The sequence below is a fragment of the Pontibacillus marinus BH030004 = DSM 16465 genome, from assembly GCF_000425225.1.
Taxonomy (GTDB): Bacteria; Bacillota; Bacilli; order Bacillales; family BH030062; genus Pontibacillus; species Pontibacillus marinus.
This window is the reverse complement of sequence record NZ_AULJ01000001.1, coordinates 48,734-73,848: the sequence shown is the minus strand read 5'-3', so window position 1 is coordinate 73,848 and position 25,115 is coordinate 48,734. Positions and strand designations below refer to the sequence as shown.

Genomic DNA, 25,115 nt, shown 5'->3' with positions numbered 1-25,115 from the left:
AAAGTAATTTGTGTTATGTTCTTGTTTTCTGACGATAGTAATTATCCAATTCCACAACCATAGCCCCCATTTTTGGGGTTTCTGGCTGAAGGACATGCACAATTCCTTGTTTTTCTAGCTCTTTTGCTGTCACCTTCCCAACAGCCACTGCCAATACCTGATCATTAAATGAGTGGACAAGCTGATGATCCCCTTGCTTTTCAAATAAATTTTGAACTTGTGTTTTACTTGTAAAAAGGACAGCATCAATAGATTGCTTGATGATTTCTTGTCTTAAATCCCTTGTCACTTGTTCATCTGGACGTTTATAGGCATATGGCTGAGAAAGGTACACCGTAAATCCTAGATCTTCTAAAGCATCCTTCCATACTGCATCATCCTGATTATAGGCTTGAAGAAATAACCGATTATAAGACTCAGGTGATTTCCTTCTCTCTAAATCATGAAGCAAAGTTTCCATTGTACCGTCTTCAGTAACGATCGTAGGAGATAATTCGTTTTCTTTAAGCCAACTCATGGTTTTACTTCCTCTGATGGCAATATTCGTTTGCTTCAATTTCTCAAAAAACGCGTTATGCAAGGCATTATTTGCCGCGGCTTGAGTAAGCGTTTTTGAACCAATACCAGTAGTCAGAACAACCCACTCAAATGGTTGCTCGACTAAATCTCTTACATTTTGAAAACTTGTTTGTTCATGGAGTTCCATTTCACCTTGTATGGGGTAAGGAATGGGTTTTCCACCCTTCTTTTCAAGGAGGATAGAAATAGTATCTGCTTTTCGACTAGCAGCTACGGCAATGCGTTTGTTATCCAGCCCCTTCATCCTTTTGCCCCCCTTTCAGTGTAAGTTCCAACCAATCTTTAAATTGGTCTTGTTCGGTCTTATCAAAATAAACTTCACTTAAAAGTGTAGAAAGTATTTCGTTTTGTTCTTCTTTTGAAATAGACGAATGCTTAATCCTTTGCCGACATTCATACAAAAAATCTACATACGCTTCGTATCTTTCATCAAATTGTTTTTCTAAATCTTTTTTTATTTTGGAAGATAACTTAGGACTCGCACCGTTGGTTGATATCGAAATGGTTAATTTTCCTCGTGATATATAGTTGGAAAATTGAACGTTTCCTCTCTCTGCATGGCTAGCAACATTAACGAAAGGAACATGCTTTGCTGAATGAAGTACTTGCTCGTTTACTTCAGTATCATTTGTAGCAATGACGACTATATAGGCACCTTGTAAATCCTCTGGTTCAAACTTTTTCTTCTTCCATTTCACTTCTTTTCGTTGCCACATTCCTTTTAATTGATTTGATAGTTCTGGACTTACAATGGTTATGCGAGCTTCACTTTCACATAATAGATTTGCCCTTTTATAAGCTACATTGCCACCCCCAATAATGAGAGCGTCTTTCCCTCTTAAATCAACCATTATAGGGATAGTACTCAACATAACCTCCACCTTTTTTAGTCCTGGTATCAAATGTGTGCTCAATGTCACTACCAGCTGGTTTTTGTAAAACTTCATTCACCCTATCAGATAGGGCAAGAACCATATTGGGATGATTGTTTAAATAACCACAGAGTTTTATATCCACATTCTTTTCTCTAAGGTCGTTAATTTTTTTCTGCATTGAACCTATTAACTTACCTGTAAACCAAAGGTAAGGGACGACAATTGTCTGGGATCCTTGTTTCGTTAATGTAGTTGATAAGCCTTCCTCAAAAGTTGGGGAAGCAGCAGCAAGATAGGAAACTTCTGTTTCAGCCCCGTTCAGTTTCTTTTTAAGCTTATGAGCAATGGCTTCTATATCACGTTTTGTTTCGGGATAGCGACTCCCTCTTCCAACGAGCAAAACATCTATATTTGTTTCAGGTTCAGACCGGACTTCTTCTATCCGCTCGACTAGCACATCTATAATTCGCTCTTGAACACCAAGTGGTTTTGCATACCTAAAGGTAACGTTTGGATATTGCTTCTTGAATCCTTCTACTTCATGAGGGAGATCTTTAAAATAATGCCCAGCACTTAACAACAACACAGGAACAATGATTATGGAAGTAGCCCCCTGCTGGACTAATCGTTCCATTCCTTGCTGAACTGTGGGGTCAGTAAGTTCTAAGAAACAGATTTCCCATAAAGAAGTACCTACATGTTGGTGGGCAGCACGGATGCAAGAAATAGCCTCAATTGTTGCTTCCTCTACCCGACTTCCATGACTGACATATAAAACTCCCTGCATCTCTACGCCACTCCTTTATCGCATCACTTTTCAAACGGGGACCTTCTCTTCTTCATTGCCGATTTGTTGTTCAAACCATTGTATGGATTCTCTAAATCGTACAACTTCTCCAATTACAATCATCGAAGGATTTTGAATGTCCTTTGCCTTGTTTGTGATCGTTACAAGGGTACCTGTCACGGTCTTCTGCTCTTTTGTTGTTCCAGCATGGACTAGCGCAATGGGAGTATGAGGATCTCGACCAAACTGAATTAGACGATCACAAATTTCCGGTAGTTTTTTCACACCCATATAAATACAAATGGTATCCATACTTTTAACGACATGTTTCCAATACTCTTCTTCATCTTTATCGAGCTTACTCACCCCTGAAATAAAAGCAACCGATGAACTATAATGTCGGTGAGTAACAGGGATACCTGCATAGGCTGGTGCGGCTATGCCAGAAGAGATGCCAGGAACGATTTCAAAAGGAATGTTCTTCTTGGCTAACTCTTCTGCTTCTTCTCCACCTCGACCAAATACAAATGGGTCTCCACCTTTTAATCGAGTAACGGTTTTCCCTTGTAATGCAAACTTACAGAGCAATCCATTAATGGTTGATTGTGTCATAGAATGATTATCCGGAGCTTTTCCACAAAAAATGAATTCCGTTTCAGGACGTGCTTCGTTCAGTAATTCTTCATTCACGAGGCGATCGTAAAGAATTACATCTGAATTCTGAATAGCCTTCAAACCTTTTACAGTTATCAACTCACTATCGCCTGGCCCTGCACCTACGATGTACACTTTTGTCATTCGTTTCCTCCCCCTTCTTATATTCAATGTGCTGTTCTTCTACACACTAGTATGCTAACCGGGCGCTCGCGCTTTTCTTAATTACCAGGCGTATGAAGGCCACACTCCGTTTTGTTAAATCCTTTCCATCTCCCCGAACGATCATCCCCCTCAGCTTTAAATGTGCAAGGAATGCAACCTATACTTGGATAGTCCTGATCATGCAATTCGTTGTAATCCAAGTTGTTTACTTGGATATATTCCCATACGTTTTCCCATGTCCAGTGAATTAAAGGACATACCTTAATAGATTGAAATCGATCATCCTTATTAACATAATTGGTATTAGCACGACTTGGAGACTGTTCTCTTCTCAAACCTGATAGCCAAGCTGTAGCACCATCAAGTGCATCTTCAAGTGGTTTAATCTTTCGTATATAGCAACATTGATCAGGGTTTCTATTCCAAAGAGCCGATCCATATTGCTCAGACTGTTCCTCTAAAGTGAGTTCAGGCTTCTTCATCTCAATATCAAGCTCTGGATACCTAGCTTTCACTTTATCTATAAGATTATAAGTCTCTTGAAAATGAATTCCTGTATCCAAAAATACAACTTTTGCATCTTTCTTAATTTTGGATATTAAGTCAATCAATACAATCCCTTCAGCACCAAAACTACAGGCATACACAAGGGATGAACCATACGTATTATAGGCCCATTCTAGTACGTGTGCTGCACCTTTTGTTTCATCCTCAGGTTGAAATTCTTCAAATGGATCGCCGGTAAAGTTCTCATATAACAATAACTTATTTTTCATGGTTACCTCCCTACAAAATGATATAGTTGCCATGAAACTATTTCTGACCTACCCCCTAAATGGAGATGGCTCCAATACGATGCAAATGATCCATCACTTCCTGAACAGATTCTTCTAATGATTGCTTATCCGTTTCTACTATAATTTCCGGTTCATTTGGCTCTTCATAAGGAGCATCCACTCCAGTAAATCCTTTTATCTCACCTGAGCGTGCTTTCTTGTAAAGGCCTTTGGGGTCTCGACTTTCCGCTTCTTCTAGCGAACACTTTGTATATACTTCAATAAATTCCCCTTCATTAAATAAAGCGCGTACGTTATCACGGTCTTCACGATATGGTGAAATAAATGCTGTTAATGTCATTAATCCAGCATCATTCATTAGTTTAGCTACTTCACCAATACGGCGGATGTTTTCTGTTCGATCTTCTGGGCTAAAGCCTAAGTTTTTATTTAACCCATGTCTTATGTTATCTCCGTCTAATCGGTAGGCATGAACACCTCTTTCGTACAAAGCTTTTTCCACTTCAACTGAGAGGGTTGATTTCCCAGATCCAGATAATCCCGTAAACCAGAGTACTGGGCTTTGATGATGATTTAAATTTTGACGGTCTTCTTTCGAAATTTCTGAGTCATGCCATGTGATATGAGTCGATTTCATTGATCTTTCCTCCTATGCAAATTGAAAGTAAACGATGCCTACGGTGATCACCATGGCTATAATCGTTAATGGTAAACCCGTTAGCGTATAATCTTTGAATTTATATCCTCCAGGACCATAAACAATTAAGTTAGTCTGATAACCTATTGGGGATAAAAAGCTAGCTGAAGCAGCCATCGCAACCATGATTGCCATTCCGATTGGCTCAATATTTGCATCCTTTGCAACCTCGAATGCTATGGGAAACATAATGACAGCGGCTGCATTATTCGTGATCAATTCGGTAAATATATTCGTTAAAATGTAAATGGCAAGAAGAATAGCTAATGTGCCTAAAGGTGCTAAATGACTGATTAATTGATTGGCCATCCACTTCGCCGTTCCAGTCTCGATAATCACGTTTCCTATCCCTATTGCACTCGCAATAAGCAACAGGACCTGAAACTGTAATGCAGATTTAGCTTCTTTAATCGTAATCATGTTGGTGATTAGGAAAAGACCTACTGTAAGGGCCATGGCTTTGAAGATCGATAATACTTGAAATGTGACAAGTAAAATCATGACTCCTAGAATCGCTAATGCCCACCAACCTTTCGATTCACTTTCATGGAATGGTTGGCTATCCATATGCGAAGTGACATAAAAGTCATGCTGTTCATTGCTTTTCTTCTCAAACTCTTCTCCGGCTATTAATAACAAAACATCTCCAGCTTTCGGGGCTATATCTCCGACTTTTCCTTTTACTCGTTCATTATTTCGATGGACAGCAATAACTGCTGCATCATACACGTTTCGAAACCGATTTGCTTTAATGGTTTTACCCGTTAAAGTAGATTGGTGAGAGATGACGATTTCCTGCAGTTTCGTTTTACCGTTTTTCAGATCATCCAATGTTAAGTCTGTACCTGTATCGAATTGCAATCCTTTTCGTTTTTGCAAATTGGCCATTGTACCAATCTTACCTGTAAAAATGAGGCGGTCTCCCTCCTGTAACAGAGTCTTTCGTGTTACAGGGGATATCTTTTCTGCTTTCCTTATAATTTCGATTAAATATATTCCCTCAAGATTACGTAAGCCAGCATCTTCAACAGTACGATTTATATAAGGAAAATCACTTAAAACGATTAGCTCACTTAAATAGTCTTTTGTATTTTCGTTCATTCTAGCTTTTAAACTAGGATGATTCGGTAATCGTTTAGGAGCGAAAAATATTAAATACAATAAACCAACAAGTGTTACAGGTATACCAACAAGGGCTAATTGGAAAAAGGATAAACCTGACGTATTAAAGTCTAATAGTAAGCCATGAATAACAAGATTTGTTGACGTTCCCATAAGTGTGACCGTCCCACCCATAATTGCTGCATATGATAAAGGAATTAAAAATTTAGATGGAGATAAGTTATGCTTCGTAGCCCAATTTTGAATAATTGGCGTTAACGTAACCACTATGGGTGTATTGTTTAAGAACGCTGATACACCTGAAATGGGAACCACAATTCGAGCCAATGCACTTGTACTCGTATTTGATTTTTCTAAAAACCTTTTCATATATCTCTCGATCAAACCACTATTTTCAAACACCTTCGCGACAATGAATAACAACGCAATGGTCAGCATTCCTGGATTAGAGAATCCAGCCAAGGCTTGCTCTGGTGATACAAACCCCATCAGAATAAACAAAAAGAGAGTACCTAATACGATTAAATCAGGACGGGTTATCTCAAAAATTAACCCGATCAACATAAGTAAAACAGTAACCATTACGATAATCATTTCAGAGCTCATAGCGGAACATCCTCTTTAGACTTCCTGCATCCCTTTGATTAAAACATCTGCAACTTCTGGGCGTGAAAATTCTTTAGGTGGACGTTCCCCATTTCGTAACAATTCACGAACTTTCGTCCCACTTAAATGGATATGATGTTCCTTATCATGTGGGCAAGTTTTAGACGTCGCCATGTTTTCACATGTTTCACAATAAAAGGCATGCTCAAATTTAAATATCGTAATGCCTAACTCATCTTCATATTGTGAAATTAATTTTTGAGCATCATAAGTGCCATAGTAATCACCTACTCCTGCATGATCACGACCTACAATAAAGTGAGTACATCCATAATTTTTTCTTACAATTGCATGGAGAATCGCTTCTCTCGGTCCCGCATAACGCATGGCAGCTGGATAAATCACTAGACGTGTTCGGTCCACCGGGTAATAAAGTTTGAGTATCGTTTGATAGCTTTCCATACGAACATCCGCTGGGATATCTCCGGCTTTTGTTTCCCCAACCAAAGGGTTTAAAAGTAACCCATCTACTGATTCAAGGGCTGTTTTTTGAATATATTCATGAGCACGATGCACAGGATTACGGGTCTGAAATCCAACAACGGTTTTCCATCCTAAATCAGCGAACAATTGACGTGTCTCGGCAGGGTCTAAGTAAAAATCCTGAAACTCTCCATGATTTGGTCGGTTTAATAAGGTAATTGGCCCTCCCAAGTACACATTTCCTTTTTCATAAAGCTTTTGAACTCCAGCATGCTCTTCATCTGTTGTTCCATAAACATTTAACGCTTCTAGTTCCTGATCATAGGTGTATTTATCTTTAATAATCATGGTTCCATAGATAAACTCATCTTCCCCAACCAAAGCGATTTCTTCCCCAACTTGATATTTCTCGGCGAGTGCTTCCGATACAGGAAGAGTAATAGGAATGCTCCAAATTTCCCCATTTTCTAATCTCATATTATGAACGACATTTTCATAATCTTGTCTGGTCATAAAACCCTCAAGAGGACTAAAGCCGCCAATCCCAATTAATTCTAAGTCAGAAATCGTCCAAGCTGATATGGATAGTTTTTTTAATGACTTAGCGTCTTCCAATGCTTTTTGTCTTTCACTTCCTTTTAGCTCTCGATTTACAAGATGAGTACCATGAACGTTCGTTGTCATTCCTTCTCCTCCTCAATATAAAAAAATATGAACAAACATAAACAACTGTATTTTTCTAAAGAAACAAAACATTAAACCACTAATTCCTATAGATTTAGTTGGTATTAATTTAATATTATAAAACCTTCACTCTAAAAAAGTGAAGAGTTTTTTAAAAATTTTTTCTATTGAGCCAATTTACCTAAAAAGAGTGCCTGACCCCTAGTACGTTAATGCGTTACCGCACCGGGGGTCAGGCACTCTTTTTTGTAGTCCTAATTATTCATTTAACGATTTTCTTCTTAGATAATTATGGTAATTTATCACTAGTAATGTTAACCTATAATAAAATTTGTTAACATGATGTGATAAGGAGATAAATCGATGACTCAACGTTTGAAATATTTATCAACTAAAGACCTTGAAAATCAAATTGAAAAACTTAGATATGATATGGTCACACTTGGTTTAACTTTAGGAATAAGCAACACCAAAACTCTCGAAATAAGTAAGACATTGGATGAGTACATAACGGAATACCAAAATCGCTCTGGGGCTAGTACTATCCTTCATACTTCTCGATATGATTATTCTGAGATTTCATGATTCTGTAACTTCTTCTCCTTATATTCGACCAATTGGATATAAGGAGTGAACAATTATGAAGAGACACTTCTCAGTTTTGTTTATCGGGTTAGCCTTGTTCATGGTAAGTGCGTGTAATCAAAATGAGGAATTTAGCTTTGAGGGAAAATCTCCTACAAGTATCAAAGTTCTTGATCGGAAGACAGATAAACTGGTGAATGAAGTAACGGATCAAAAATTAATAGAAAAAATCGTAGATGAGCTACAAAGCGCCGATAAGGAGACAACCCATAACATAGACCTTCCTAACCCTGAACTTACATTAGCGATCTATCACAAGGATGAAGAGCTTATCCGCGTTGGCTATTATAAAAGACTTCTTCATTTAGATGGGGGAAGTGGAATGTATATGTATGAGGGGTATCTTTATGAAGTCAAAACGCCTCTTCCATCTTCGACATACGAGACAGAAGCATCATCATAAATGGGGATCGTATCAATCTCCAATCCCCTCAAATCCTTTATGAATAATGTTTCCTTTTATCGTATATTGCTTTTGATCAAAACGTACGGTTGCTTCATTCTCCCCATAAGATATCATGCGATTACCGCTTGGCTTTCTCCAATAAAAGTTTCCTTGATTCGTTTCAAAAATAAAGTATTTTCTTGAAATAATTGAAGAATGCTCATCACGAAATGTTCCGTCTATCGATATTTCATAAAAACCTACAGGCTCAAACGTGATGTCGATCCCACCAGAATGGTACTCACCTTCTTTCTCCGCTATTTTTATCAAAGGAGCAAGATCTTTAGCGCTATACTTCTCTTTTAAAACAGCTTCATCAATCTTTCCATAATATTGTTCAAGGTTTGAGTTTAACTCCTTTAAATGTTTGATTTCCTGTTCATTCAGTATAGGCTTAACATTAAATAAGTTGTTTCCGAACGTTTGATGTTCTATGATCGCATCGTACGTTTTTGTGAGTTCTCTTCCTCTTTTTGTGAGCTTTAAGATTTTATCTTCATCAGGGTTTTCTTCGAAGCTCTTGACTTCAGTTTTATATTCATTATAACTTTCTACCGCTTCATCATAGGTAATCTCCATCGCTCCTGCCTTTTTCTCCACAAAAACGAGAATGGCTATTGCAAGGCCCAACAGTAAAAATAAATAACTACGTTTCATCCTATTCCCCCAGGTTTATACACTATTCTTTTCAATCCAACCATCCTCTACTATACTACTAATAGACTTATAGATTGGACAGATTCTCTATGTATAAATTTTTCTTTTACTTACTTCTATTGTTGATTATCCCCATACCACTTGATATCGAATACGGCGGACCCATACTAGTATTGCATGCCGGCTCTATCATGACGTATGTGGGAGTGAATTTTGCTAAGTACTTAAGTCGGGATGTGTAGCTAGTCGATCTGCGCTGACTTAAATTCTCGAACCCACTCCATATCAATCGGCCCATTTAACACTTGATAATAGGCTTGATTTGTTCGGAAGAGATCCTGTTCTGCTTTTATCCATATACTTCCATGCTCTTTTATGAACGATAAGAAGAGCTTATCATCTTCCCATGTATGTCCTCTTTTATTGAGTTTTTTCACTTGATAACTTTCCAAAAATGAAACAAATTCACGGATGCTTTCTTCGTCTTTTACAGCTCCTGACACGTCTGACTTTTCTGAAGGGAAAAAGTATATCGCATCAATATCATCCTCTTCCACATCGACCGCTTCTATCATTGATTTTTCTTGATAACTAGACCAATAATTGTAGCTATAAACCGCTATGGAAATTGAAACTATTAAAGACAAAATTAAAATGATTTTCTTCTTCAAATGATCTCCCCCCTTGTCTATGTAGGTGAATACAAACAATTTATACCAATTATTTCAAACCCCCACACGATTCACAACCAAATTTTCACACAAGAAAAATTCCTTCATACATATTTAAATCCTCGAGGCAAATTCTAATACAAGGAGGATGATGACATGAAACAGATCGATAATGATTTCTCTGAAAGCCACCTGCCCGTTTTCAGCTTAAAAAATGGCTTTGGAGAAGAAGTAGTCGAAGACCTTTACCAATACGTCAACAAAATTGTTAATGTATTTTTCTATGGTGAGGCTACTTCAGATCAATGGGTATTAATTGATGCAGGGATGCCCCATGCGAAAGAAGACATTATAAATGTGGCGAAAGAACGGTTTGAAAACAAAGGGAAACCAGCGGCTATTATTTTGACACATGGGCACTTCGACCATGTTGGAGCGCTTGAACCTTTATTAGAAGAATGGGACGTTCCGGTTTATGCTCATGAACAAGAACTACCCTACTTAACCGGTAAGAAGAACTATCCAAAGGGGAATCCAGAAGCTGGCGGAGGGTTAGTCAGTAGCATGTCCCCCATGTTTCCGAATCACGGCATTGATATTTCAAAGAATGTAAGAAAGCTCCCAAGCAATGGGGAAGTCCCAGAAATGGCCGGATGGAAATGGGTTCACACACCAGGACATACAGAAGGACATATTTCCCTATTCCGTGAAGAAGATGGATTTCTTATTGCAGGTGATGCATTTGTAACGGTAAAACAAGAGTCCTTATACAACGTAATCACACAAAACAAACACATCAGCGGACCACCAAGGTATTTCACATCAGACTGGATTAAAGCCAAACACTCGATCGAGGAGTTAGCTGCCTTATCTCCAAAAAAGGCAGTCACTGGGCACGGTATGTCGATGGAAGGTGAAGAACTAAGAGCTTCCTTAAAAGATTTGCTCGATAACTTTTATGAAAAAGCTACGCCAGAAGACCGCCCACATTAACCAAAAGAATCTTCTTTTCCCCCCTCCCCTCTCATATATATTTATAGGAATCTAAGATGGGAGGGAAAGAATGAAAAATTATCAGGACAGCGCTGTGTTTGAACACACCTTCTGGCTGCAAGTGTTAGGGGACCATGCGAGGTTTATTCGAGATTCACTATATCCATCTGAAACCGAAAAGATTAATCAGGCAAAAGAGTTCGTCACTGTTTTCGATCAATACTTAACGTCCGTTCGTGAAGGAAATGTGAGTGATTTTAAGCAGTTCTCCAAAGAAGTTGAAGGCATAGTCAAACAGATGCGGCAGTTCAAGCTGAACATAATGGAAGACCAACTACAGGGGAAGGTTGGAATCCACCTACCTCCAACTTTTATCAATCATATGGTGAATGAACTTGATGAATACTTACTTGTGATCAGCTATCTAAATAAAGGTGAGGTGCCCCCCATTTTCCATGAGTTACATCACCATATGCTATGGCTCCTTGATGCTAGCGGCCATGCTGGAGCCATCAATGATGAACTGGATGGAGTCGAAAAGCGGCTAAAAGAGAAAAGTAGCGAATTCACCAAACATTTTGAGCAGTTTTACTTAAAAGCCGTTGAACTCACAGGATACTTGCGCACGAACCTAAGTGAGTTCCCTGCTCTCCATCGTTTCAATAGTGATGTCGAAGTGGAAATGCGTTTATTTAAGGGTTTTCTTCGGGAGCTTGAGGAAATGGAGCTTTCGGAAAAAGTACTTGGAACCTTCTCCGGCTTAATGGTTGATCATATGGCAAGAGAAGAGTGCTATTATCTATATAAATTAGCAGAGTCCACAAAAACTGACTTTCCGGACTGTGATCCTGGAAAGCCTCGTACAAATGATCCTTATTAACCTAAAAACCCCACTAACCATGTGGGGTTTTTAATGTTTCCATTTCCTATTCATCACAAATGTTACCGCACAGATAACCCCAGTTAAAAGGAAGCTGAGATACAAACCTGGCCGAATCGTTTCATCCATTACTGTACCACTAACAGCCAGTAAAATGAGAAGTATCCCCACTGAACTGCCCACCTTCATATACATGGTCATTTTTAATATCTTAAAAGCAGACATAATAATAAAGAACCAGTTATACAAAATTAATATCCCTGCAGCTGTAGTGATGTACTCATATATTTTATTTGGAAGCAATAATGCAGTAATGACAGACAGGAAAAGACCAGCAGCACCAAGCGCAATTGAGTAAATCGGCAAGTCCTTGTACCGCTTCAGCTTTTTCGCAAATAAAGATGGAGCATCCTTGTCTTTGGCTAATGTAACCAATAACGTAGTGACACCAAATAAAGCAGCAGTTAACGTTGAAAATCCTGCAATTATAATGGCGCCATTAAATAGGACTGGAAAAATGGAAAACGTGTAATCCTGTAGAGCCGTGACAAACGGGCTTTCATCCTGACTAAAGGATTCAATTGGAACTAAGAGGACTGCAATCATTATAGATAGAACATAGATCACAGTAAGAAGCCCCAGCATGATTTTCCCTGCCTTAGGCGCATCCTCTTTCTTTTTCAATCGAATCGCCATGATCCCAATCACTTCAATGCCACTAAATGCGTAGAAAGCATAAATAAGAGAAGACCAAAACCCTGTAAAACCATCTATAAAAAGTTCACCTGATGATAAAGGTAAATCGTTCACGGTTACTGGTTCATCTGCTACTACTCCGAAAACTACAAGACCTCCGATAAGAATAAACATGAAAATAGCTGCTGTTTTAATAACTGCTAAAATATCTTCAACCTTATCGAAACCATCCGTCCCAAGCAATACAACGACAATGGACAATGCTGCATATATGGCTGAGAAAACCCATAGTGGAATGTTTGGAAACCATAACTGTGTAAGTAGAGCTAATCCAATTAGTTGGCTCCCCATGATCAGGATATTGGAGAACCAAAAGTTCCACCCACAGCCAAATCTCGCCCATCTTCCAAATGCTTTGTAGGCATAGTAACAAAAAGAACCTTCCTGTGGGTCCTCTACTGTCATTTTGGCCAGGACGTTATAAACAAAATAGGTTCCAATTGCCGCTAAAAAGAACGAGAACACAAAAGAAGGGCCAGTTAATTTAATTCCGATCGCTGACCCAAGAAAATATCCGATTCCAATTGTACAGCCGATTCCTGCTAAGGATAGCTGCCACCATTTTAGAGATGAAGACGTTGTGTTACCCGAATCTGACTGACTCATGATGTATGCCACCTTAACTTTTAATTCGTCTGTTATAGGTTGTACAGTTTGGTGGCACTTATTTTAAGGAAGTCTTAGCAGAACTGGTGGCTTTAGGGATTAGCTAAAAAAGAGTAACACAATAGCCTGATATCCAAAGTAAATGCCAAAACATAAAAGAGACAATCCGGTAACATTAGATATGCCTTTTAACATACGATCGGTTAAAAAATTTCGAAAACCACTTGAAACAGAAGCCATAAATACATCCCAAAGCATGAGGCCAAGGATGATTGCTGCCCCGTATAGAATCAAGTGTTCATTGTCATACTTATGAATGGTATTGGCAAGAACAGATCCGTATATCCCTAGCCAAAACAAGATAGATAACGGATTACTTATCGATATCAAAAAGCCAGAAAAAAATGCTTTAAAAACAGAATCCTTCCCACCATCACGTGTTTGTTCTAGTTTTTGTGATTGATGCATGCTTTCAATCCCTGTATAGATCAGTACAAAAGCACCGAAGGACCACAAAAATGTCTTAACAAATTCCGTCTCTAAAAAGTGTACGACACCAAAGAACACCGCTGAAATAAAGAATAATTCTGCTAAAATCGATCCAAGTCCTATAAACCACGAATGAAAAAAACCATTTTTAATTCCCTGATTAATTTGAGCTGCATTAATCGGACCTATTGGTGCACCTAACGACAATCCAAGAAAAACATAGCTTAAAAAAATAGCCAAAACATCCACTCCCAGAGTTCAATATAGCTTGTACCACATTTATATTCGAAAACATTTGATATAGAACTCTGGTTAGCGGCCCTCTTCAATGTTAAGAACGGCGGCTATTTACTGCTTCATTCGTTTCTCTAATTAAACGAAGTAAATCTTGATCTCGTTGTAATTCTTTCTTACTTGCTTCAGTTTCATTCCCCTGAAGCTTCTGAACATCAGAAAGCTTTTCTTCCGCTTGCTTCACACTAGCTTGCGCTTCAGCAAAGCCAGCATTCCCCTCCTGAGATCGTCCCACAGCTTCTTCCGCATGCAATAATTCTTTTTTTAAATCATGTAAGTCATCACTCATGCTAATACCTCCTTTTCTCCTTAGGTTTTTAGATCATGTTTTATATTTTATCGTTTGTGATTCCTTTAGTTTTATGCAGTTTTCAATTATGCATAAGCTACCATGGTACTAAGAATCTTAGTCAAAAAAATGCCGTATCACAATGAAGAAACTGATACGGCATTTGATCTAATATAAACTTTTCAATTAACTTAATCTCCTTCAACTATCTCCAAAAGCCGCTCGTTATCCTCTGTCGATACATTTTCCGCCAACCTAGCGGCCGCTACAATCGGAGCCCATTCAAACATGTCACGTCTAGACAGTCCACTCTTTTCACAATACCGACTGACATACAGTTCAGCTAACTCTTCAGACACCTGAGAATACAAAAGATAGGATCGATATACATCAGCCCGAATATCCCCAGCGCTCGAATCCACCCAATCAATAATGGTTACGTTGTCCTCGGATAAGATTAAGTTATACACATGAAAATCTCCATGACATAACCGATTTTCAAACGACATTGAATGAAGTTTTTCAATTAAGGCTGTTTTCACTCCACTTGCTATATAAGGAGCTGAACGGATTTGCCTCTCTAGCTTCTCGGTCATAGGTTCAAGAACATCAGCTGGTTTGCTATGTATGTTTTGTTGAATATCAATTGAGAGATCTAAATAGTACTTGGCTTGACCCTTATTATTAAATAGAAGATCCCCCATAGTTGTTCCCTTCACATACTCCATCACGAGTGCTTGTTTTCCCTCTATTTTCGTAATGTCTAATATCTTTGGTACAGATAGTCCGCACGAATAAGCATATCTTTGTTTGAAGGCTTCATTTTGAGATTCCGAGTTCGGTAAATCATGATTATATACCTTAACGATCTTCTCGTCCTGAAGGTAGATCATTGCTGTATTCCCTTTTGCAATTGGAGAACCTAAACCCACGACTTCCCTCTCCCTTTTAGTTGATTCTTTTTGGTAATACGGTTTCCAACTCACTCAAATCATCAATCACCATATCCGCCTGAGCAAGTTCATCCTCTCTAGCAAAATCAAAATTACATCCAATCGAGATGAGTCCATTATCTTTTGCCGCTTTAATATCCGATAGCCGATCTCCTACAATCGCTGCATTCGTAACTTGATGCTTATCCATAATACTTTTTACTAAATCTGATTTATGTAACGAATCAATTTGCTGAATACTAAACGTTTCGGTCACCCATTGATCCAAATGATAATAGCTTACGATCGCCTCTAAATATTCCTTTAACCCATTACTAGCTATAAAAATGGAATATTCATGGTCCACCAAGTGGCTGAGAACCTCCTTAACATTAGGGTACAAAGCACCTTTACCACTTTTTATATTCTCGAGTAATCTTTCGAGAAAATAAGCATCTGTTTGTTCTCTGACTTCAATCGAATGATGCGGTAGCAAGGCTTCCCATACTTTAGGTAACGGCACCCCCATAATTTCTCGATATTGATCAATCGGTGTTTCTATATCCCATTCACCTTGTGCTCGTAAACGGTTAAATGCATCTTCTAGTGATAATTCGAGTATTTTATCTGTTTGAAATAGTGTTCCATCCATATCAAAAATGATTGCTTGTGCCATTAGGTTCCTCTCCCTATTAACAACTGACTATCTTCCAAAGTTTAGCAGATAAACCTGGATTATTTAACTAAAGTAACTTTTTAAATAACGAAATAGACGTAACCATTCTGATTTACGCCTCTTTTCAAATTATTCTTTTTTCACTTTTAATTGCTTATAAAATTGATCTATGATCGGATATAAATCAGGTTCGGTATGATAGTAATGATCATTTACTTTTGTTAGGCCAAATTGAAATGTACTTTCTCCTTTTTCAAATAGAGATATAGAGTAATTAAAACCAGTTCGTTCTTCCTGATTTTCATCAGGTATGAACTGTACATCTTTAATTTGCTCGAGTAAGGCTTGAATTTTAGGTTTTTTTTCAACAACTTTCTTATAACCCGTATTTCCATCGGTGATGACGACCTTCGTTACCTCACTCAGGTCTCCTTCATAAAACTGTGAGAATGACTTTTGTTCCAATCCGCACCCAGCTAAAAAAGCAAACATGAAAAGTGATGCGATCGTTAGTAGCGCTTTGTGCATGAATCCCCACTCCCTTTACCATTATTTGACGTCATTAAGGAGCAAAAGTTACATGAAACTAATTTTCAAATTGTCGTCATCACCTTCACCATACATACTTCAAGCATACTAAACAAAACATATACGATGAGGAGTGATGAAATGAATCATGTAAAACTTTTGGCAGTGAAATGGATCGCTTCCCTTATCGGATTATACCTTATTTTAGGTGCAGGATACGGAATGTCCTTTGGCAACGTATTCCTAACCACACTCGTGTTAGTGGCTGGTTCCTATATCGCAGGAGATATGTTGATATTGCCTAAAACCAATAACTATGTCGCTTCCATTGCGGACTTTGGTCTATCATACATTATCATCTATTGGATGAGTGATGCACTCACAGTTGGGGGAAATCTTGTTTTCACCTCATTGATCGCCTCTATTGGAGTGACCATAATTGAATTCTATTTTCATTATTACGTCGAAACAAATATGGATTTTAATGAAGAAGAACGTCAAAAGCCAGCCCGTTTAAATTATCAAACGGAAACGGCTGAAGAGTTATACCCTGAAGAAGATGAGTAAGATCCAGCCCCTCATTATTTAAAAAAGGAGGGCTGGATTCTCTCTTAGAACTTGCAATCGTTCTTCAATAGATCTTACCATTTTCATCACAGTGAAATTCAATTGTGAAGGCTTTTTCATATGTTGCTGAATTATACGAAAAGACTCCCTCAATCTGAATACTGTAGGTTCTGCTACCATCTACTAAAGAAAAATCTGAAGAAGTCTGCTCCCAATCGCCTTTATCAATGACTTCAGGGCTTTCAATTTGAGAAGAAATATTGTCTATTCCTACAAAAACTTGACGATCAAGCTCCTCACTATATTGTGTATCAAATTGCGCTGTAACGATAATTTCTCTAATAATACCGGAGAAATAAAAATATTTAGATTTACCCGAGATACCATTTTCAGTTACAGCTGGTTCAACATATTCAGACATACCCTCTCTCATTTCACGTTCTCTCTGTATATGCCCCTCTACAATTTTTTGAACTCTTTCTTTATAGATTTCAGGTGAGACCCAATCTGAATTTTCATTAAGCATCTCCATTGAAGGGACCTTGATCACAACCCCTGTTTTCTTCTCCATTGCCGTATCTATTATCTTTTTATATTGCTCATAATAATGTTCCTTCTGTTCTTTAGTTAGTGGAGTAGAAACTTGATGAGCATCATGAACAGGACTCGGGATATTTAGTGGAATTGTAGCATTTTGACCTTTTTCGATTGATTGTATATTGGAAATGATTAAAACACCTATGATCATCATACATAATACGGACCCAAATACCGGTTTCCAAGACCATTTAGAGGAATAAGGGGAATGGACACGGTGTCGAATCGTAGCTTTTTCTTTTTCTGTCATTTTCATATTATCTGGAATTGAACTTTCTAATTCACCTTTAATATTCATACTCCATCTCACTCTCCTCCACTGTTAATTTCGCTAACTTCCTTCCTCTCGCTAAACGGGTTTTCACGGTATTAGCCGGACATTTTATAACTTCAGCAATTTCAGGTACCGTTAATTCTACATAGTAATATAACCATATGACTTCTCGATATTTAACAGGTAATCCACTAACTAGCTGGGCTACAGTTTGACTTTGTTCTTTTTGTATATATTCACCTTCTACTGAAATTCTTTTCTTTATCTTCTTGATCTTTTCTGTTACTTCTAGCTTTCTATAATGCCAGCTTCTTAAATAATTGTTACACTCATTTACTGCAATACGGTATAAATAGGTTTTGATAGAAGAACGCCCCTCAAAGTTCTCAAGGTTTTGATAGAACTTCACAAAAACCTCTTGGACAATATCTTCTGACTTCTGAAAATCTTTCACATATGTATAAATTAATCGCTTTAAATAATCACCATGTTGTTCCATAGCCTCATTTAAATATCGCTCTTTTTCATCAACATTCAAGTGCCCAACCTCCCTTCTACTAGCTTAGACAAAGCTAGGAATGAATCGGTTTCATTTAGGAATAAAAAAAGCTATAAAACCTAAACGATTTTATAGCGATTAATAACCTAATAACCTTTCCTTATTTTAATTGAATGTATTCTAATAAGGCGCATCTTCTTTCAACTCATAAATGTCAAGTGTATCTTCATGAATCTCGATAGCTATCACTTGATCACCGTTTTTAAAGAAATTTACATGCCCCATTTGTTTTTGTTTTAACCTGATCCAACCATGGTTCTTTAATTCTTCAAAATAATTTTCAGGTGGCGTAATTCCTTGATCACCACCTATATTGTTTAGCCTATAGGTAACACCTTTTTTTATGTTGTCGTTACTTGGATTCTTAATATCCTTTACTTTCTTAGCTTTTTCAGGGATTGGAATACTATCATTTAGAGAAGATTCCCTAAAACCCATTTCATTATTGTAAGTAGCAGTACAACCTGATGAATATACTAGTACTAATAGAGTTACTAGAGTAAAAACATATAGAAGTTGCTTCATACTGCCCACTCCCTTTATAGTTCCTAAGTGTACCTGCTTAATTTAATAACTCATAAAGCACAATGCCCACCCAAATTCCCAATAGAATCCAAATGAGAATAACCAGTGAACCCATAACCCAGTTTCTGGGCTTACCGTTTAACATCATCTCTTCTGCTTTTGCTTCACATTCCATAATAACTTCCCGAGGTATCAGCTTTAAAGCTAGCATAATCCCTAAAGGTACAATTATGATATCATCTATATACCCCAGGATCGGTATGAAATCAGGTATTAAATCAATCGGACTAAATGCGTATGCAACAACACTAGCTGCAAGTAATTTAGCATACCAAGGAACTCTTTCATCTTTATAAGCTAAGTAAAGGACATAGATTTGTTGTTTTAATTGTTTCGCCCATGCTTTTATTTTGTTCATAACTTCTCCTAAATTGTATTTTTACTATTGGTTCAAATTATCTCCTAGGAACAACCTTAACGACTAGATTCCCTTTCACTTCACCATCCATATAAACCAAGACATTCCATATCCCTGGTGACTGAAACGTTAAATTCGATGGCATATTCACTTCATCTTCATTAATTTGAGCTTCTTCATAAAACTCTCCTCTGAATAACGTTACTATTTCGTTAGAGCCCTTTTTATAGCCCAATACTTTCACAGGTTGATTCTTGATGTCTTCTTCTCCCCAGTAAAACCAAAAAAACTTTTGCCCTTTCTTTGCTGTAATTGGAAAGCTGGTCGTAATGCCAAAACCGTCTTTTTTTCCAATAACCTCATAAGTTTTACGCTCGCCATTTCTACCTTCCGTTTGATAATCATATTTAGGTGTTAGCTTCCATAAATTACTTTGATCCCCTATTTCAATTGTGGAACCTTCATATTTTAATTCTTTAGTTGTTTCTTCAGGTTCACTTTCCGTTTCACAGCCAACCAGAAGAAATAATATAAAAGATACATAAGTTATTGAAACTATAAATCTTTTCAATTACGTCACTCCTCGTATTTTTAGAAAGCAAAATCCATTAAGGCCAGTTTATTTGCACTCCCTTTAGAAACTTGGTGTACTCTTCTGCAAATTGATTTGGATTCTCGATTTCTCTATAGCCTCCAAATACATCTAAATACCCCGAAAACTTCTCCCAAGCTTTTAATATTCTTTTTAAATCATCTTTTCGGTCATCTTCAAATGGTTTTAACTCTGGGTCTGCATATGTATAGAACATCGCATTGACTTGGTTATGTCTATATTTATAGTATTCCTCATAAACCTTTTCATCGATTTCATTTTTATGTATCTGAAAAAGGGCCTGTAAATTATGCTCTGTACTCTCCCATATGGGAAGAAGTTGAGCGAAATTTTCTTTAGTTGGTTGTTTAATTGCCCTTTGAAGCGCATTACTTAATGCTTCTGGATGTAAGGCATAATTATAAATATCATCTTCAACCGCATCGATAACAGCTTGCTTCTCTTTAATTTGAATTCGTAAGTCAAAGTAGACAAATAACAGGCATGCTACTATTACGATCGCACCAATCCAATAAAGCTTTCGTTTCATTCTGATCCCCCAATACAAAAGGCACATTTTAATCCATGTACCCTTCTAACCTTATACCAATTATTTCAAAACATCACAATTACTGCAATCTCTTTTCACCCTTCACCACAAAGATGAGAAAGCACAGATTTTTATGTATACTAATACCGAAGGAGCGAGATAACATGATAAAAAAATTGACACCACTACACAAAAATGAATTAAACACACTAATCGAACAAGATCTTATACATAACCTACAATTTATCGAGTATTATCCTTTTCTGGACAACCATGATCCTCGTTTTGGATTTTATGGATATTTTGAAAACCAAGAACTTGTCGGAGCTCTCTACTTCAGCCCTTTTAATATGGGCATCACTGTAAAGGATGGCTTTAATCCTGTACCATTCAAAGAAAAACTTTCAACTTTGCCATCCAAATTCCTTTATGGAAAGAAAAACATTTTACAAAGCGTTTCCCCATTACCGAATCGGAAAGACCATCCTTATAGCTATGGAAAACTACCTATTGGGAAGGTTGCAGACGATGTTCCTCAAAAAGTTGTTCAAGCAACCCAACAAGATTTCTTACCTTTGCTTGAGTTCTACGAAGGCAAAAATATTCAATTAGAGATGGAAGAGATACTCCCCCATTTAATTGACAGAGGTTTGGTCTTCATTGTAAAAGATGGACAAAAAGTGATATCAAGCGCATTAGCTCATTCGACTACCAAGGACTTCTGTTTAATAGGAGCCGTCTACACGGATCCAGACTACCAAGGCCAACGCCTAGCTTATTATAGCGTATTAGCCCTAACCCAACATCTTCATCATCAAGGCATCACACCCTATTTATTCTTTGAAGACCACCTGCCTCATCTCCACCGCTTTTACGGCAAATTCGGTTATGAGAAGGAAGCCGATTATTTAATGCTACATGAATAAAAGAAGCCAGCTCCCTTTTGCGGTAGCTGGCTTCTTTTATAGGCTCTCCATGTATTTAGATCATGCAGGATGGAAATAATGAAGAAGGCTAGTTAACTGAGTTTTTGAGGTGTATTTATGTATCTACTCATGGTCGTTCTTGTTTGGATCATCTTTGCTTTTATTTTTCTAGATAAAGAAACCATTCAACAAACCTATTCAACTGTACAATATTTCATGATATACAATCTTGTGTACAACTTTCTTTATTACAATCATACATTATGGGAATACCAAGCGATTACGACTCCCATACTAAACCATACATTTATTGAACTTACCTTTACTTTTATCATTCTTCCTGTTGGCATTATGCTTTATTTGAAGTACTTTCCTAAATCGAAAATCCATCAAGCCTTTTACATATGTTATTGGGTGCTCTTTTACACATTTATTGAATTTCTATTTTATTCGATGGGGATGTTCAGATATGACAATGGATGGGGGATTCTTCAAACTCTCTGGTTTAATGTTTTAATGTTTAGTATGATTAGGCTTCATTACCTCAAGCCTTTCTTAACCTTTATGCTTTCCATAGTTATTACCATCATTTTAATTCAATTTTTCCCTATTCCTTTAGAAAAATTAAAATAAGGTTGATTCGATGCATACTTTATTATTCCTACTTCTCTTACATAGCACCTACTTATCAATGGCTGTATATTTATGGTGGAGAAATAAACTTAAATAGTTTCTTTATTAAAAATGGGTAATCGAAGAGAGAAAAAAACTAGGGGAATTGGATTTTTAGAGGAGTAAAACAAAGTTTGGAAAGTACCTGTGTGATTTGTAATGAATATCGTATCTCACTTGTAGCGTTTAACCATTTTCAAATCAGGTACTTTCCAATTTCATGTCATAAAAATAAACTCGTGCTCCTTTTTATTTCTTGAATCGTTTTACTTTTGGTTGTGATTTTTTCGCTTTTTCTTTTCCGCCTTGAACAGAAGCGTTTACTTGTTTTACTTCTTGGCTAGATGCAAAATCTCTTTCGAAAAGTTCACGAGCTTTGATAAACATGTTCATTTTGTAACCCTCCTTTAAAAATATTTGTTAATAGGATACCCCTTGCATTTGAGAGTAAAACTAAGGAATTTGAATTCTAGTCAAGATATCCTCGCTTATTTGGTACTCACGTATATCCAAGGGCTTATTTTGAAATATACCACGTTTGAGTGGGTGTTGACACTACTTTTCAAGAATTTGTATAAAAAAGTTTGTAAAATATATGCTGTATAAAATGGCTTTCCTACATAATTTTTTTATTTAGATCATTCACTATTTTCATCTCAAAATTCATCCTTCTTGAGAACCGTCACAATGGGCTTTTTGACTTTTTAAATTAGTGTAGTTTAACTCAAATAAAATAAACATCTCTGTAAATAATAAGGTTGATCACAAATTAAGGAGGATCTGTATGCCACAAAACAAAAATTCAAAAAAGAATTCCATGACCCAACCAGGATATGCAGGCACAGATGCACAAAAGGTAAAACAGGAAATAAAAAAAGATGAAAGTGAAGGAATAGGGTCGATGACCGCTCGAGAGGCAGGGTCTATGAGAGACTAAGCTGTGTTTGAGTGATCTCTCAATATAAAAAGCACAACCTGTATTTGTCATTTAATTTATGTATGAATTAGCAGTATGTATTCTGCATATTAAAACAGACCGGCAAAATAAAACTATGCATATTTTGCCGGTCTGTTTTTTTGTTACTCCAGTTTAGCGCCCGTTTGTGGATTACTTGAATGATGATACTTCTTCAAAAGTTAATTGGTAATTCGTTATAGTTCCATTATCAATTGCTTTTGTAGTAAAAGTAATTTTATGATTAAAAACATCAATATCCATGTCATCTATAACATTTGCCCATAAATTATCTAAGCAGGCTTTTAATTGTTCCAATTTACATCCTTCTTTCGCTAAAGCATCCGTTACTTTAAGTGTATAACTTCACAAACTTAAAATAGGAGAACTGATACCTATCAAAAGGATCTTGTTTGATTCTTTATACTTTATTTTTATCGCTCATAACTTCGTTCTTATTCTATTTCCAACAAAAATGTTCCCTGAAGTGGAACCTCTTTTATCAGCCTGCACAACAAGATAATTTCGATACATCTTTATCAAAGGTAAGGGCAGCTAATTTTAATCCTTCTGCCATTGTTAAATATGGTGCAAGGCTATCTTTTAAATCCTCTACTGTTAAACCAAACTTAACGGCTAAAGTTGCTGCATATATCACATCGCCTGCATTTTCAGATACGATATGAACCCCTAACACTTTTAATGTTTTCGTTTCAGCAACAAGCTTGAAAACACCTGTAGTTTCACGGTTTACTATCGCTCTTGGAACGGCATCTAAAGGCAATACAGAGGTTTTTACCTCATAACCTTTTTCTTTGGCTTGTTCTTCTGTTAAACCAACCGTTGCAATCGAAGGATTAGTAAATGTAACACCAGGAACAACCGATAAATCTAATTTTTTATTTAATCCACCAATCGCATTATCAGCAACAAGTCCACCTTCATAGGCTGCTACATAGACAAATTGAGGTCCTAATGTGACATCACCTGCTGCATAAATCTTTTCATTCCTTGTCCTAGCATAATCATTTACCAGGATTTCTTTTCGTTTCCCGACTTCCACCCCTGCTGCACTTAAATTTAAAGAATCTGTATTTGGTTTTCTTCCTGTTGCAACAAGTAACTGCTCTGATTCCACCACTTTTTTCTTGCCATCTACTGTTACATGAATCTTTTTTATCTCTCCATCTTGTTCTACACGCTCAAAAGTTGCCCCTTTAACAAAGTTAATACCTTGTTCAATTAACGCTTTTTCTACAGCTTCTGAAATCTCTGGGTCATATTCTTTTAAAAGTCGCCCACTTCTTTGTATAATCGTTACTTCTGAACCTAAATTATGAAACAATTGCCCAAGTTCCATTCCAACATATCCTGAACCGATTACCGTTAATCGTTTAGGCACCTTTTTTAATTCAAGTAATGTTGTGCTTGTTAGATAATCGACTTCATCAAGTCCTGAAATCGGCGGTAAAGAAGGAGACGCACCCGTTGCAATTAAAAAACGCTTTGCAGAGTATTTCTTCCCGTTAACTTCAACTATATTTTCATCAACAAATTTTGCTTCACCTTCAATTAAATCAAAGCCATATTCATCAATTAAATCAACATATTTTTGATTCCGAAGCTCACTCACTAACTCATCTTTTTGCTTAATTAAGGGAGCTAATTCCACTTCTCCAGCAGATGTTTGTAAACCTATAAATGGGTTAACTTTTGCTAAATGATTGATTTCCCCAGCACGAAGAAGGGTTTTTGATGGCACACAACCAATATTTACACATGTTCCCCCAATGGTTCCACGCTCAATCATGGCTACTTTTGCCCCGTATTCAATCGCTTTAATCGCAGCCGAAAAAGCAGCCCCACCAGAACCAATGATAATTAAGTCATAATCTCCCTCATAACCCAACACCACATTTTCTTGTGGTGAAACTTCTTCTATTTCTCCAGGTTGATATTTTGTTTCATTAATTGCATTTTTTGCACTTTCAACACCAATATCATCGGGTAATTCAAATACTGCCTCACCACTTCGAAAACTAGCTTCAATATTTTTAGCTCCTATATTTTCAAGTGCTACTGCTACATGCTCTTCACAACCTTCACAAGTCATGCCACTAACTTTCATTCTGATTTTTTTGTTTTTTTTACCCAAGTTTCATCACTCACC

At 37.1% G+C, this 25,115-nt stretch carries 33 protein-coding genes; 8 read left to right on the top strand and 25 right to left on the bottom strand.

From position 1 onward, the window contains the following. Window positions 1-13: 13 nt before the first annotated feature. The 8 genes from H514_RS0100465 to sat all read right to left on the bottom strand — a co-directional run bounded on the left by H514_RS0100465 (window position 14) and on the right by sat (window position 7,449). Complete coding sequence (locus H514_RS0100465; RefSeq protein WP_027445181.1) at window positions 14-823, bottom strand: uroporphyrinogen-III synthase; 810 nt, start codon at window positions 821-823, stop codon at window positions 14-16. Continuing rightward, window positions 807-1,448 (bottom strand): NAD(P)-binding protein, encoded by a 642-nt coding sequence (locus H514_RS0100460; RefSeq protein ID WP_027445180.1) that lies wholly within the window; start codon window positions 1,446-1,448, stop codon window positions 807-809. Before H514_RS0100460 ends, H514_RS0100465 begins: the two co-directional genes overlap by 17 nt. Continuing rightward, the gene (locus H514_RS22070) at window positions 1,423-2,241 is read right to left on the bottom strand and encodes a sirohydrochlorin chelatase (RefSeq protein ID WP_081672869.1); all 819 of its coding nucleotides are present in this window, start codon (window positions 2,239-2,241) and stop codon (window positions 1,423-1,425) included. Before H514_RS22070 ends, H514_RS0100460 begins: the two co-directional genes overlap by 26 nt. A 30-nt stretch (window positions 2,242-2,271) precedes the next feature. Continuing rightward, entirely contained in the window at window positions 2,272-3,039 is a 768-nt protein-coding gene (gene cobA, locus H514_RS0100450) for a uroporphyrinogen-III C-methyltransferase (RefSeq protein WP_027445179.1), read from the bottom strand. A 77-nt stretch (window positions 3,040-3,116) separates the two neighbouring features. Next, window positions 3,117-3,836: a phosphoadenylyl-sulfate reductase gene (locus H514_RS0100445; protein WP_027445178.1), complete on the bottom strand. Its 720-nt coding sequence runs from the start codon at window positions 3,834-3,836 to the stop codon at window positions 3,117-3,119. A 55-nt stretch (window positions 3,837-3,891) separates the two neighbouring features. Continuing rightward, window positions 3,892-4,494 carry an adenylyl-sulfate kinase gene (gene cysC / locus H514_RS0100440; RefSeq protein ID WP_027445177.1) on the bottom strand — a complete coding sequence of 201 codons (603 nt, stop codon included), beginning with the start codon at window positions 4,492-4,494 and terminating at the stop codon, window positions 3,892-3,894. A 12-nt stretch (window positions 4,495-4,506) separates the two neighbouring features. Then, on the bottom strand, window positions 4,507-6,282 hold the full coding sequence (locus tag H514_RS0100435) for an SLC13 family permease (protein ID WP_027445176.1): 1,776 nt from the start codon (window positions 6,280-6,282) through the stop codon (window positions 4,507-4,509). A gap of 15 nt (window positions 6,283-6,297) precedes the next feature. Continuing rightward, complete coding sequence (gene sat, locus H514_RS0100430) at window positions 6,298-7,449, bottom strand: sulfate adenylyltransferase (protein WP_027445175.1); 1,152 nt, start codon at window positions 7,447-7,449, stop codon at window positions 6,298-6,300. A 363-nt stretch (window positions 7,450-7,812) separates the two neighbouring features. Between sat and H514_RS22065 the strand changes: the two genes are divergently transcribed. After that, entirely contained in the window at window positions 7,813-8,034 is a 222-nt protein-coding gene (locus tag H514_RS22065) for an aspartyl-phosphate phosphatase Spo0E family protein (protein ID WP_036841482.1), read from the top strand. Window positions 8,035-8,089: 55 nt separating this feature from the next. Next, window positions 8,090-8,497 (top strand): hypothetical protein, encoded by a 408-nt coding sequence (locus H514_RS0100420; RefSeq protein ID WP_027445174.1) that lies wholly within the window; start codon window positions 8,090-8,092, stop codon window positions 8,495-8,497. 12 nt (window positions 8,498-8,509) lie between these two features. Here H514_RS0100420 and H514_RS0100415 read toward each other — a convergent pair whose 3' ends face one another. Continuing rightward, entirely contained in the window at window positions 8,510-9,196 is a 687-nt protein-coding gene (locus H514_RS0100415; RefSeq protein WP_027445173.1) for a hypothetical protein, read from the bottom strand. Window positions 9,197-9,438: 242 nt separating this feature from the next. Then, window positions 9,439-9,867, bottom strand: coding sequence for a CHASE3 domain-containing protein (locus tag H514_RS0100410; protein ID WP_027445172.1), 429 nt, complete (start codon window positions 9,865-9,867; stop codon window positions 9,439-9,441). A 156-nt stretch (window positions 9,868-10,023) separates the two neighbouring features. Between H514_RS0100410 and H514_RS0100405 the strand changes: the two genes are divergently transcribed. Together H514_RS0100405 and H514_RS0100400 are read left to right on the top strand one after the other, a co-directional pair. Next, window positions 10,024-10,860: an MBL fold metallo-hydrolase gene (locus tag H514_RS0100405; RefSeq protein WP_051254939.1), complete on the top strand. Its 837-nt coding sequence runs from the start codon at window positions 10,024-10,026 to the stop codon at window positions 10,858-10,860. Between the two features lie 70 nt (window positions 10,861-10,930). Further along, window positions 10,931-11,740 carry a DUF2935 domain-containing protein gene (locus H514_RS0100400; RefSeq protein WP_027445170.1) on the top strand — a complete coding sequence of 270 codons (810 nt, stop codon included), beginning with the start codon at window positions 10,931-10,933 and terminating at the stop codon, window positions 11,738-11,740. A gap of 30 nt (window positions 11,741-11,770) precedes the next feature. Here H514_RS0100400 and H514_RS0100395 read toward each other — a convergent pair whose 3' ends face one another. From H514_RS0100395 to H514_RS0100370, 6 genes are all read right to left on the bottom strand, one after another. Continuing rightward, window positions 11,771-13,102 (bottom strand): amino acid permease, encoded by a 1,332-nt coding sequence (locus H514_RS0100395; RefSeq protein WP_036841486.1) that lies wholly within the window; start codon window positions 13,100-13,102, stop codon window positions 11,771-11,773. 99 nt (window positions 13,103-13,201) lie between these two features. After that, window positions 13,202-13,831 (bottom strand): LysE family transporter, encoded by a 630-nt coding sequence (locus H514_RS0100390; protein WP_027445168.1) that lies wholly within the window; start codon window positions 13,829-13,831, stop codon window positions 13,202-13,204. 91 nt (window positions 13,832-13,922) lie between these two features. Further along, a complete protein-coding gene (locus H514_RS0100385) occupies window positions 13,923-14,174 on the bottom strand; it encodes a hypothetical protein (protein WP_027445167.1) in 252 nt (83 codons plus the stop codon). A 191-nt stretch (window positions 14,175-14,365) separates the two neighbouring features. Continuing rightward, window positions 14,366-15,106 (bottom strand): phosphotransferase family protein, encoded by a 741-nt coding sequence (locus tag H514_RS0100380; protein ID WP_027445166.1) that lies wholly within the window; start codon window positions 15,104-15,106, stop codon window positions 14,366-14,368. 16 nt (window positions 15,107-15,122) lie between these two features. Beyond that, entirely contained in the window at window positions 15,123-15,782 is a 660-nt protein-coding gene (locus H514_RS0100375; RefSeq protein ID WP_027445165.1) for an HAD hydrolase-like protein, read from the bottom strand. 129 nt (window positions 15,783-15,911) lie between these two features. Beyond that, on the bottom strand, window positions 15,912-16,310 hold the full coding sequence (locus H514_RS0100370) for a hypothetical protein (protein WP_027445164.1): 399 nt from the start codon (window positions 16,308-16,310) through the stop codon (window positions 15,912-15,914). A 141-nt stretch (window positions 16,311-16,451) separates the two neighbouring features. Between H514_RS0100370 and H514_RS0100365 the strand changes: the two genes are divergently transcribed. Beyond that, the gene (locus H514_RS0100365; protein ID WP_027445163.1) at window positions 16,452-16,877 is read left to right on the top strand and encodes a YndM family protein; all 426 of its coding nucleotides are present in this window, start codon (window positions 16,452-16,454) and stop codon (window positions 16,875-16,877) included. A 64-nt stretch (window positions 16,878-16,941) separates the two neighbouring features. Here the strand turns inward: H514_RS0100365 and H514_RS0100360 are convergent, their stop codons facing one another. The 6 genes from H514_RS0100360 to H514_RS0100335 all read right to left on the bottom strand — a co-directional run bounded on the left by H514_RS0100360 (window position 16,942) and on the right by H514_RS0100335 (window position 20,392). After that, a complete protein-coding gene (locus H514_RS0100360; protein ID WP_027445162.1) occupies window positions 16,942-17,772 on the bottom strand; it encodes a hypothetical protein in 831 nt (276 codons plus the stop codon). Continuing rightward, window positions 17,762-18,286 carry a sigma-70 family RNA polymerase sigma factor gene (locus H514_RS0100355; RefSeq protein WP_027445161.1) on the bottom strand — a complete coding sequence of 175 codons (525 nt, stop codon included), beginning with the start codon at window positions 18,284-18,286 and terminating at the stop codon, window positions 17,762-17,764. Before H514_RS0100355 ends, H514_RS0100360 begins: the two co-directional genes overlap by 11 nt. A gap of 141 nt (window positions 18,287-18,427) precedes the next feature. Next, window positions 18,428-18,832, bottom strand: a complete 405-nt coding sequence (locus H514_RS0100350) for a hypothetical protein (RefSeq protein WP_027445160.1) — start codon at window positions 18,830-18,832, stop codon at window positions 18,428-18,430. A gap of 37 nt (window positions 18,833-18,869) precedes the next feature. Next, window positions 18,870-19,250 carry a YkvA family protein gene (locus H514_RS0100345; protein ID WP_027445159.1) on the bottom strand — a complete coding sequence of 127 codons (381 nt, stop codon included), beginning with the start codon at window positions 19,248-19,250 and terminating at the stop codon, window positions 18,870-18,872. Between the two features lie 37 nt (window positions 19,251-19,287). Beyond that, on the bottom strand, window positions 19,288-19,821 hold the full coding sequence (locus H514_RS0100340) for a hypothetical protein (protein ID WP_027445158.1): 534 nt from the start codon (window positions 19,819-19,821) through the stop codon (window positions 19,288-19,290). A 37-nt stretch (window positions 19,822-19,858) separates the two neighbouring features. After that, entirely contained in the window at window positions 19,859-20,392 is a 534-nt protein-coding gene (locus tag H514_RS0100335) for a hypothetical protein (RefSeq protein ID WP_027445157.1), read from the bottom strand. Between the two features lie 164 nt (window positions 20,393-20,556). Here H514_RS0100335 and H514_RS0100330 point away from each other — a divergent pair, with 164 nt between their 5' ends. Next, window positions 20,557-21,318 (top strand): GNAT family N-acetyltransferase, encoded by a 762-nt coding sequence (locus tag H514_RS0100330; protein ID WP_027445156.1) that lies wholly within the window; start codon window positions 20,557-20,559, stop codon window positions 21,316-21,318. A gap of 117 nt (window positions 21,319-21,435) precedes the next feature. Beyond that, complete coding sequence (locus H514_RS0100325; protein WP_027445155.1) at window positions 21,436-21,951, top strand: CBO0543 family protein; 516 nt, start codon at window positions 21,436-21,438, stop codon at window positions 21,949-21,951. Window positions 21,952-22,239: 288 nt separating this feature from the next. Here the strand turns inward: H514_RS0100325 and H514_RS24505 are convergent, their stop codons facing one another. Further along, window positions 22,240-22,383, bottom strand: a complete 144-nt coding sequence (locus H514_RS24505) for a hypothetical protein (protein ID WP_154657281.1) — start codon at window positions 22,381-22,383, stop codon at window positions 22,240-22,242. 391 nt (window positions 22,384-22,774) lie between these two features. On the opposite strand from H514_RS24505, the gene H514_RS24910 reads away from it, so the two are divergent. Further along, window positions 22,775-22,927, top strand: a complete 153-nt coding sequence (locus H514_RS24910; RefSeq protein ID WP_169449745.1) for a hypothetical protein — start codon at window positions 22,775-22,777, stop codon at window positions 22,925-22,927. A 171-nt stretch (window positions 22,928-23,098) separates the two neighbouring features. Here the strand turns inward: H514_RS24910 and H514_RS24500 are convergent, their stop codons facing one another. Both H514_RS24500 and merA read right to left on the bottom strand, forming a co-directional pair. Beyond that, complete coding sequence (locus tag H514_RS24500; RefSeq protein WP_154657280.1) at window positions 23,099-23,263, bottom strand: YxiG family protein; 165 nt, start codon at window positions 23,261-23,263, stop codon at window positions 23,099-23,101. A 184-nt stretch (window positions 23,264-23,447) separates the two neighbouring features. Then, the gene (gene merA / locus H514_RS0100305) at window positions 23,448-25,073 is read right to left on the bottom strand and encodes a mercury(II) reductase (RefSeq protein WP_036841583.1); all 1,626 of its coding nucleotides are present in this window, start codon (window positions 25,071-25,073) and stop codon (window positions 23,448-23,450) included. Window positions 25,074-25,115 lie beyond the last annotated feature (42 nt).

What these genes read in the sequence shown, in the direction of transcription:
- H514_RS0100465 (WP_027445181.1), bottom strand. Translation starts at nt 823, where the DNA reads ATGAAGGGGCTGGATAACAAACGCATTGCCGTAGCTGCTAGTCGAAAA.
- H514_RS22070 (WP_081672869.1), bottom strand. Translation starts at nt 2,241, where the DNA reads ATGCAGGGAGTTTTATATGTCAGTCATGGAAGTCGGGTAGAGGAAGCA.
- cobA (WP_027445179.1), bottom strand. Translation starts at nt 3,039, where the DNA reads ATGACAAAAGTGTACATCGTAGGTGCAGGGCCAGGCGATAGTGAGTTG.
- H514_RS0100445 (WP_027445178.1), bottom strand. Translation starts at nt 3,836, where the DNA reads ATGAAAAATAAGTTATTGTTATATGAGAACTTTACCGGCGATCCATTT.
- cysC (WP_027445177.1), bottom strand. Translation starts at nt 4,494, where the DNA reads ATGAAATCGACTCATATCACATGGCATGACTCAGAAATTTCGAAAGAA.
- H514_RS0100435 (WP_027445176.1), bottom strand. Translation starts at nt 6,282, where the DNA reads ATGAGCTCTGAAATGATTATCGTAATGGTTACTGTTTTACTTATGTTG.
- sat (WP_027445175.1), bottom strand. Translation starts at nt 7,449, where the DNA reads ATGACAACGAACGTTCATGGTACTCATCTTGTAAATCGAGAGCTAAAA.
- H514_RS22065 (WP_036841482.1), top strand. Translation starts at nt 7,813, where the DNA reads ATGACTCAACGTTTGAAATATTTATCAACTAAAGACCTTGAAAATCAA.
- H514_RS0100420 (WP_027445174.1), top strand. Translation starts at nt 8,090, where the DNA reads ATGAAGAGACACTTCTCAGTTTTGTTTATCGGGTTAGCCTTGTTCATG.
- H514_RS0100415 (WP_027445173.1), bottom strand. Translation starts at nt 9,196, where the DNA reads ATGAAACGTAGTTATTTATTTTTACTGTTGGGCCTTGCAATAGCCATT.
- H514_RS0100405 (WP_051254939.1), top strand. Translation starts at nt 10,024, where the DNA reads ATGAAACAGATCGATAATGATTTCTCTGAAAGCCACCTGCCCGTTTTC.
- H514_RS0100400 (WP_027445170.1), top strand. Translation starts at nt 10,931, where the DNA reads ATGAAAAATTATCAGGACAGCGCTGTGTTTGAACACACCTTCTGGCTG.
- H514_RS0100395 (WP_036841486.1), bottom strand. Translation starts at nt 13,102, where the DNA reads ATGAGTCAGTCAGATTCGGGTAACACAACGTCTTCATCTCTAAAATGG.
- H514_RS0100385 (WP_027445167.1), bottom strand. Translation starts at nt 14,174, where the DNA reads ATGAGTGATGACTTACATGATTTAAAAAAAGAATTATTGCATGCGGAA.
- H514_RS0100375 (WP_027445165.1), bottom strand. Translation starts at nt 15,782, where the DNA reads ATGGCACAAGCAATCATTTTTGATATGGATGGAACACTATTTCAAACA.
- H514_RS0100370 (WP_027445164.1), bottom strand. Translation starts at nt 16,310, where the DNA reads ATGCACAAAGCGCTACTAACGATCGCATCACTTTTCATGTTTGCTTTT.
- H514_RS0100365 (WP_027445163.1), top strand. Translation starts at nt 16,452, where the DNA reads ATGAATCATGTAAAACTTTTGGCAGTGAAATGGATCGCTTCCCTTATC.
- H514_RS0100360 (WP_027445162.1), bottom strand. Translation starts at nt 17,772, where the DNA reads ATGAATATTAAAGGTGAATTAGAAAGTTCAATTCCAGATAATATGAAA.
- H514_RS0100350 (WP_027445160.1), bottom strand. Translation starts at nt 18,832, where the DNA reads ATGAAGCAACTTCTATATGTTTTTACTCTAGTAACTCTATTAGTACTA.
- H514_RS0100345 (WP_027445159.1), bottom strand. Translation starts at nt 19,250, where the DNA reads ATGAACAAAATAAAAGCATGGGCGAAACAATTAAAACAACAAATCTAT.
- H514_RS0100335 (WP_027445157.1), bottom strand. Translation starts at nt 20,392, where the DNA reads ATGAAACGAAAGCTTTATTGGATTGGTGCGATCGTAATAGTAGCATGC.
- H514_RS0100330 (WP_027445156.1), top strand. Translation starts at nt 20,557, where the DNA reads ATGATAAAAAAATTGACACCACTACACAAAAATGAATTAAACACACTA.
- H514_RS0100325 (WP_027445155.1), top strand. Translation starts at nt 21,436, where the DNA reads ATGTATCTACTCATGGTCGTTCTTGTTTGGATCATCTTTGCTTTTATT.
- H514_RS24505 (WP_154657281.1), bottom strand. Translation starts at nt 22,383, where the DNA reads ATGAACATGTTTATCAAAGCTCGTGAACTTTTCGAAAGAGATTTTGCA.
- H514_RS24910 (WP_169449745.1), top strand. Translation starts at nt 22,775, where the DNA reads ATGCCACAAAACAAAAATTCAAAAAAGAATTCCATGACCCAACCAGGA.
- merA (WP_036841583.1), bottom strand. Translation starts at nt 25,073, where the DNA reads ATGAAAGTTAGTGGCATGACTTGTGAAGGTTGTGAAGAGCATGTAGCA.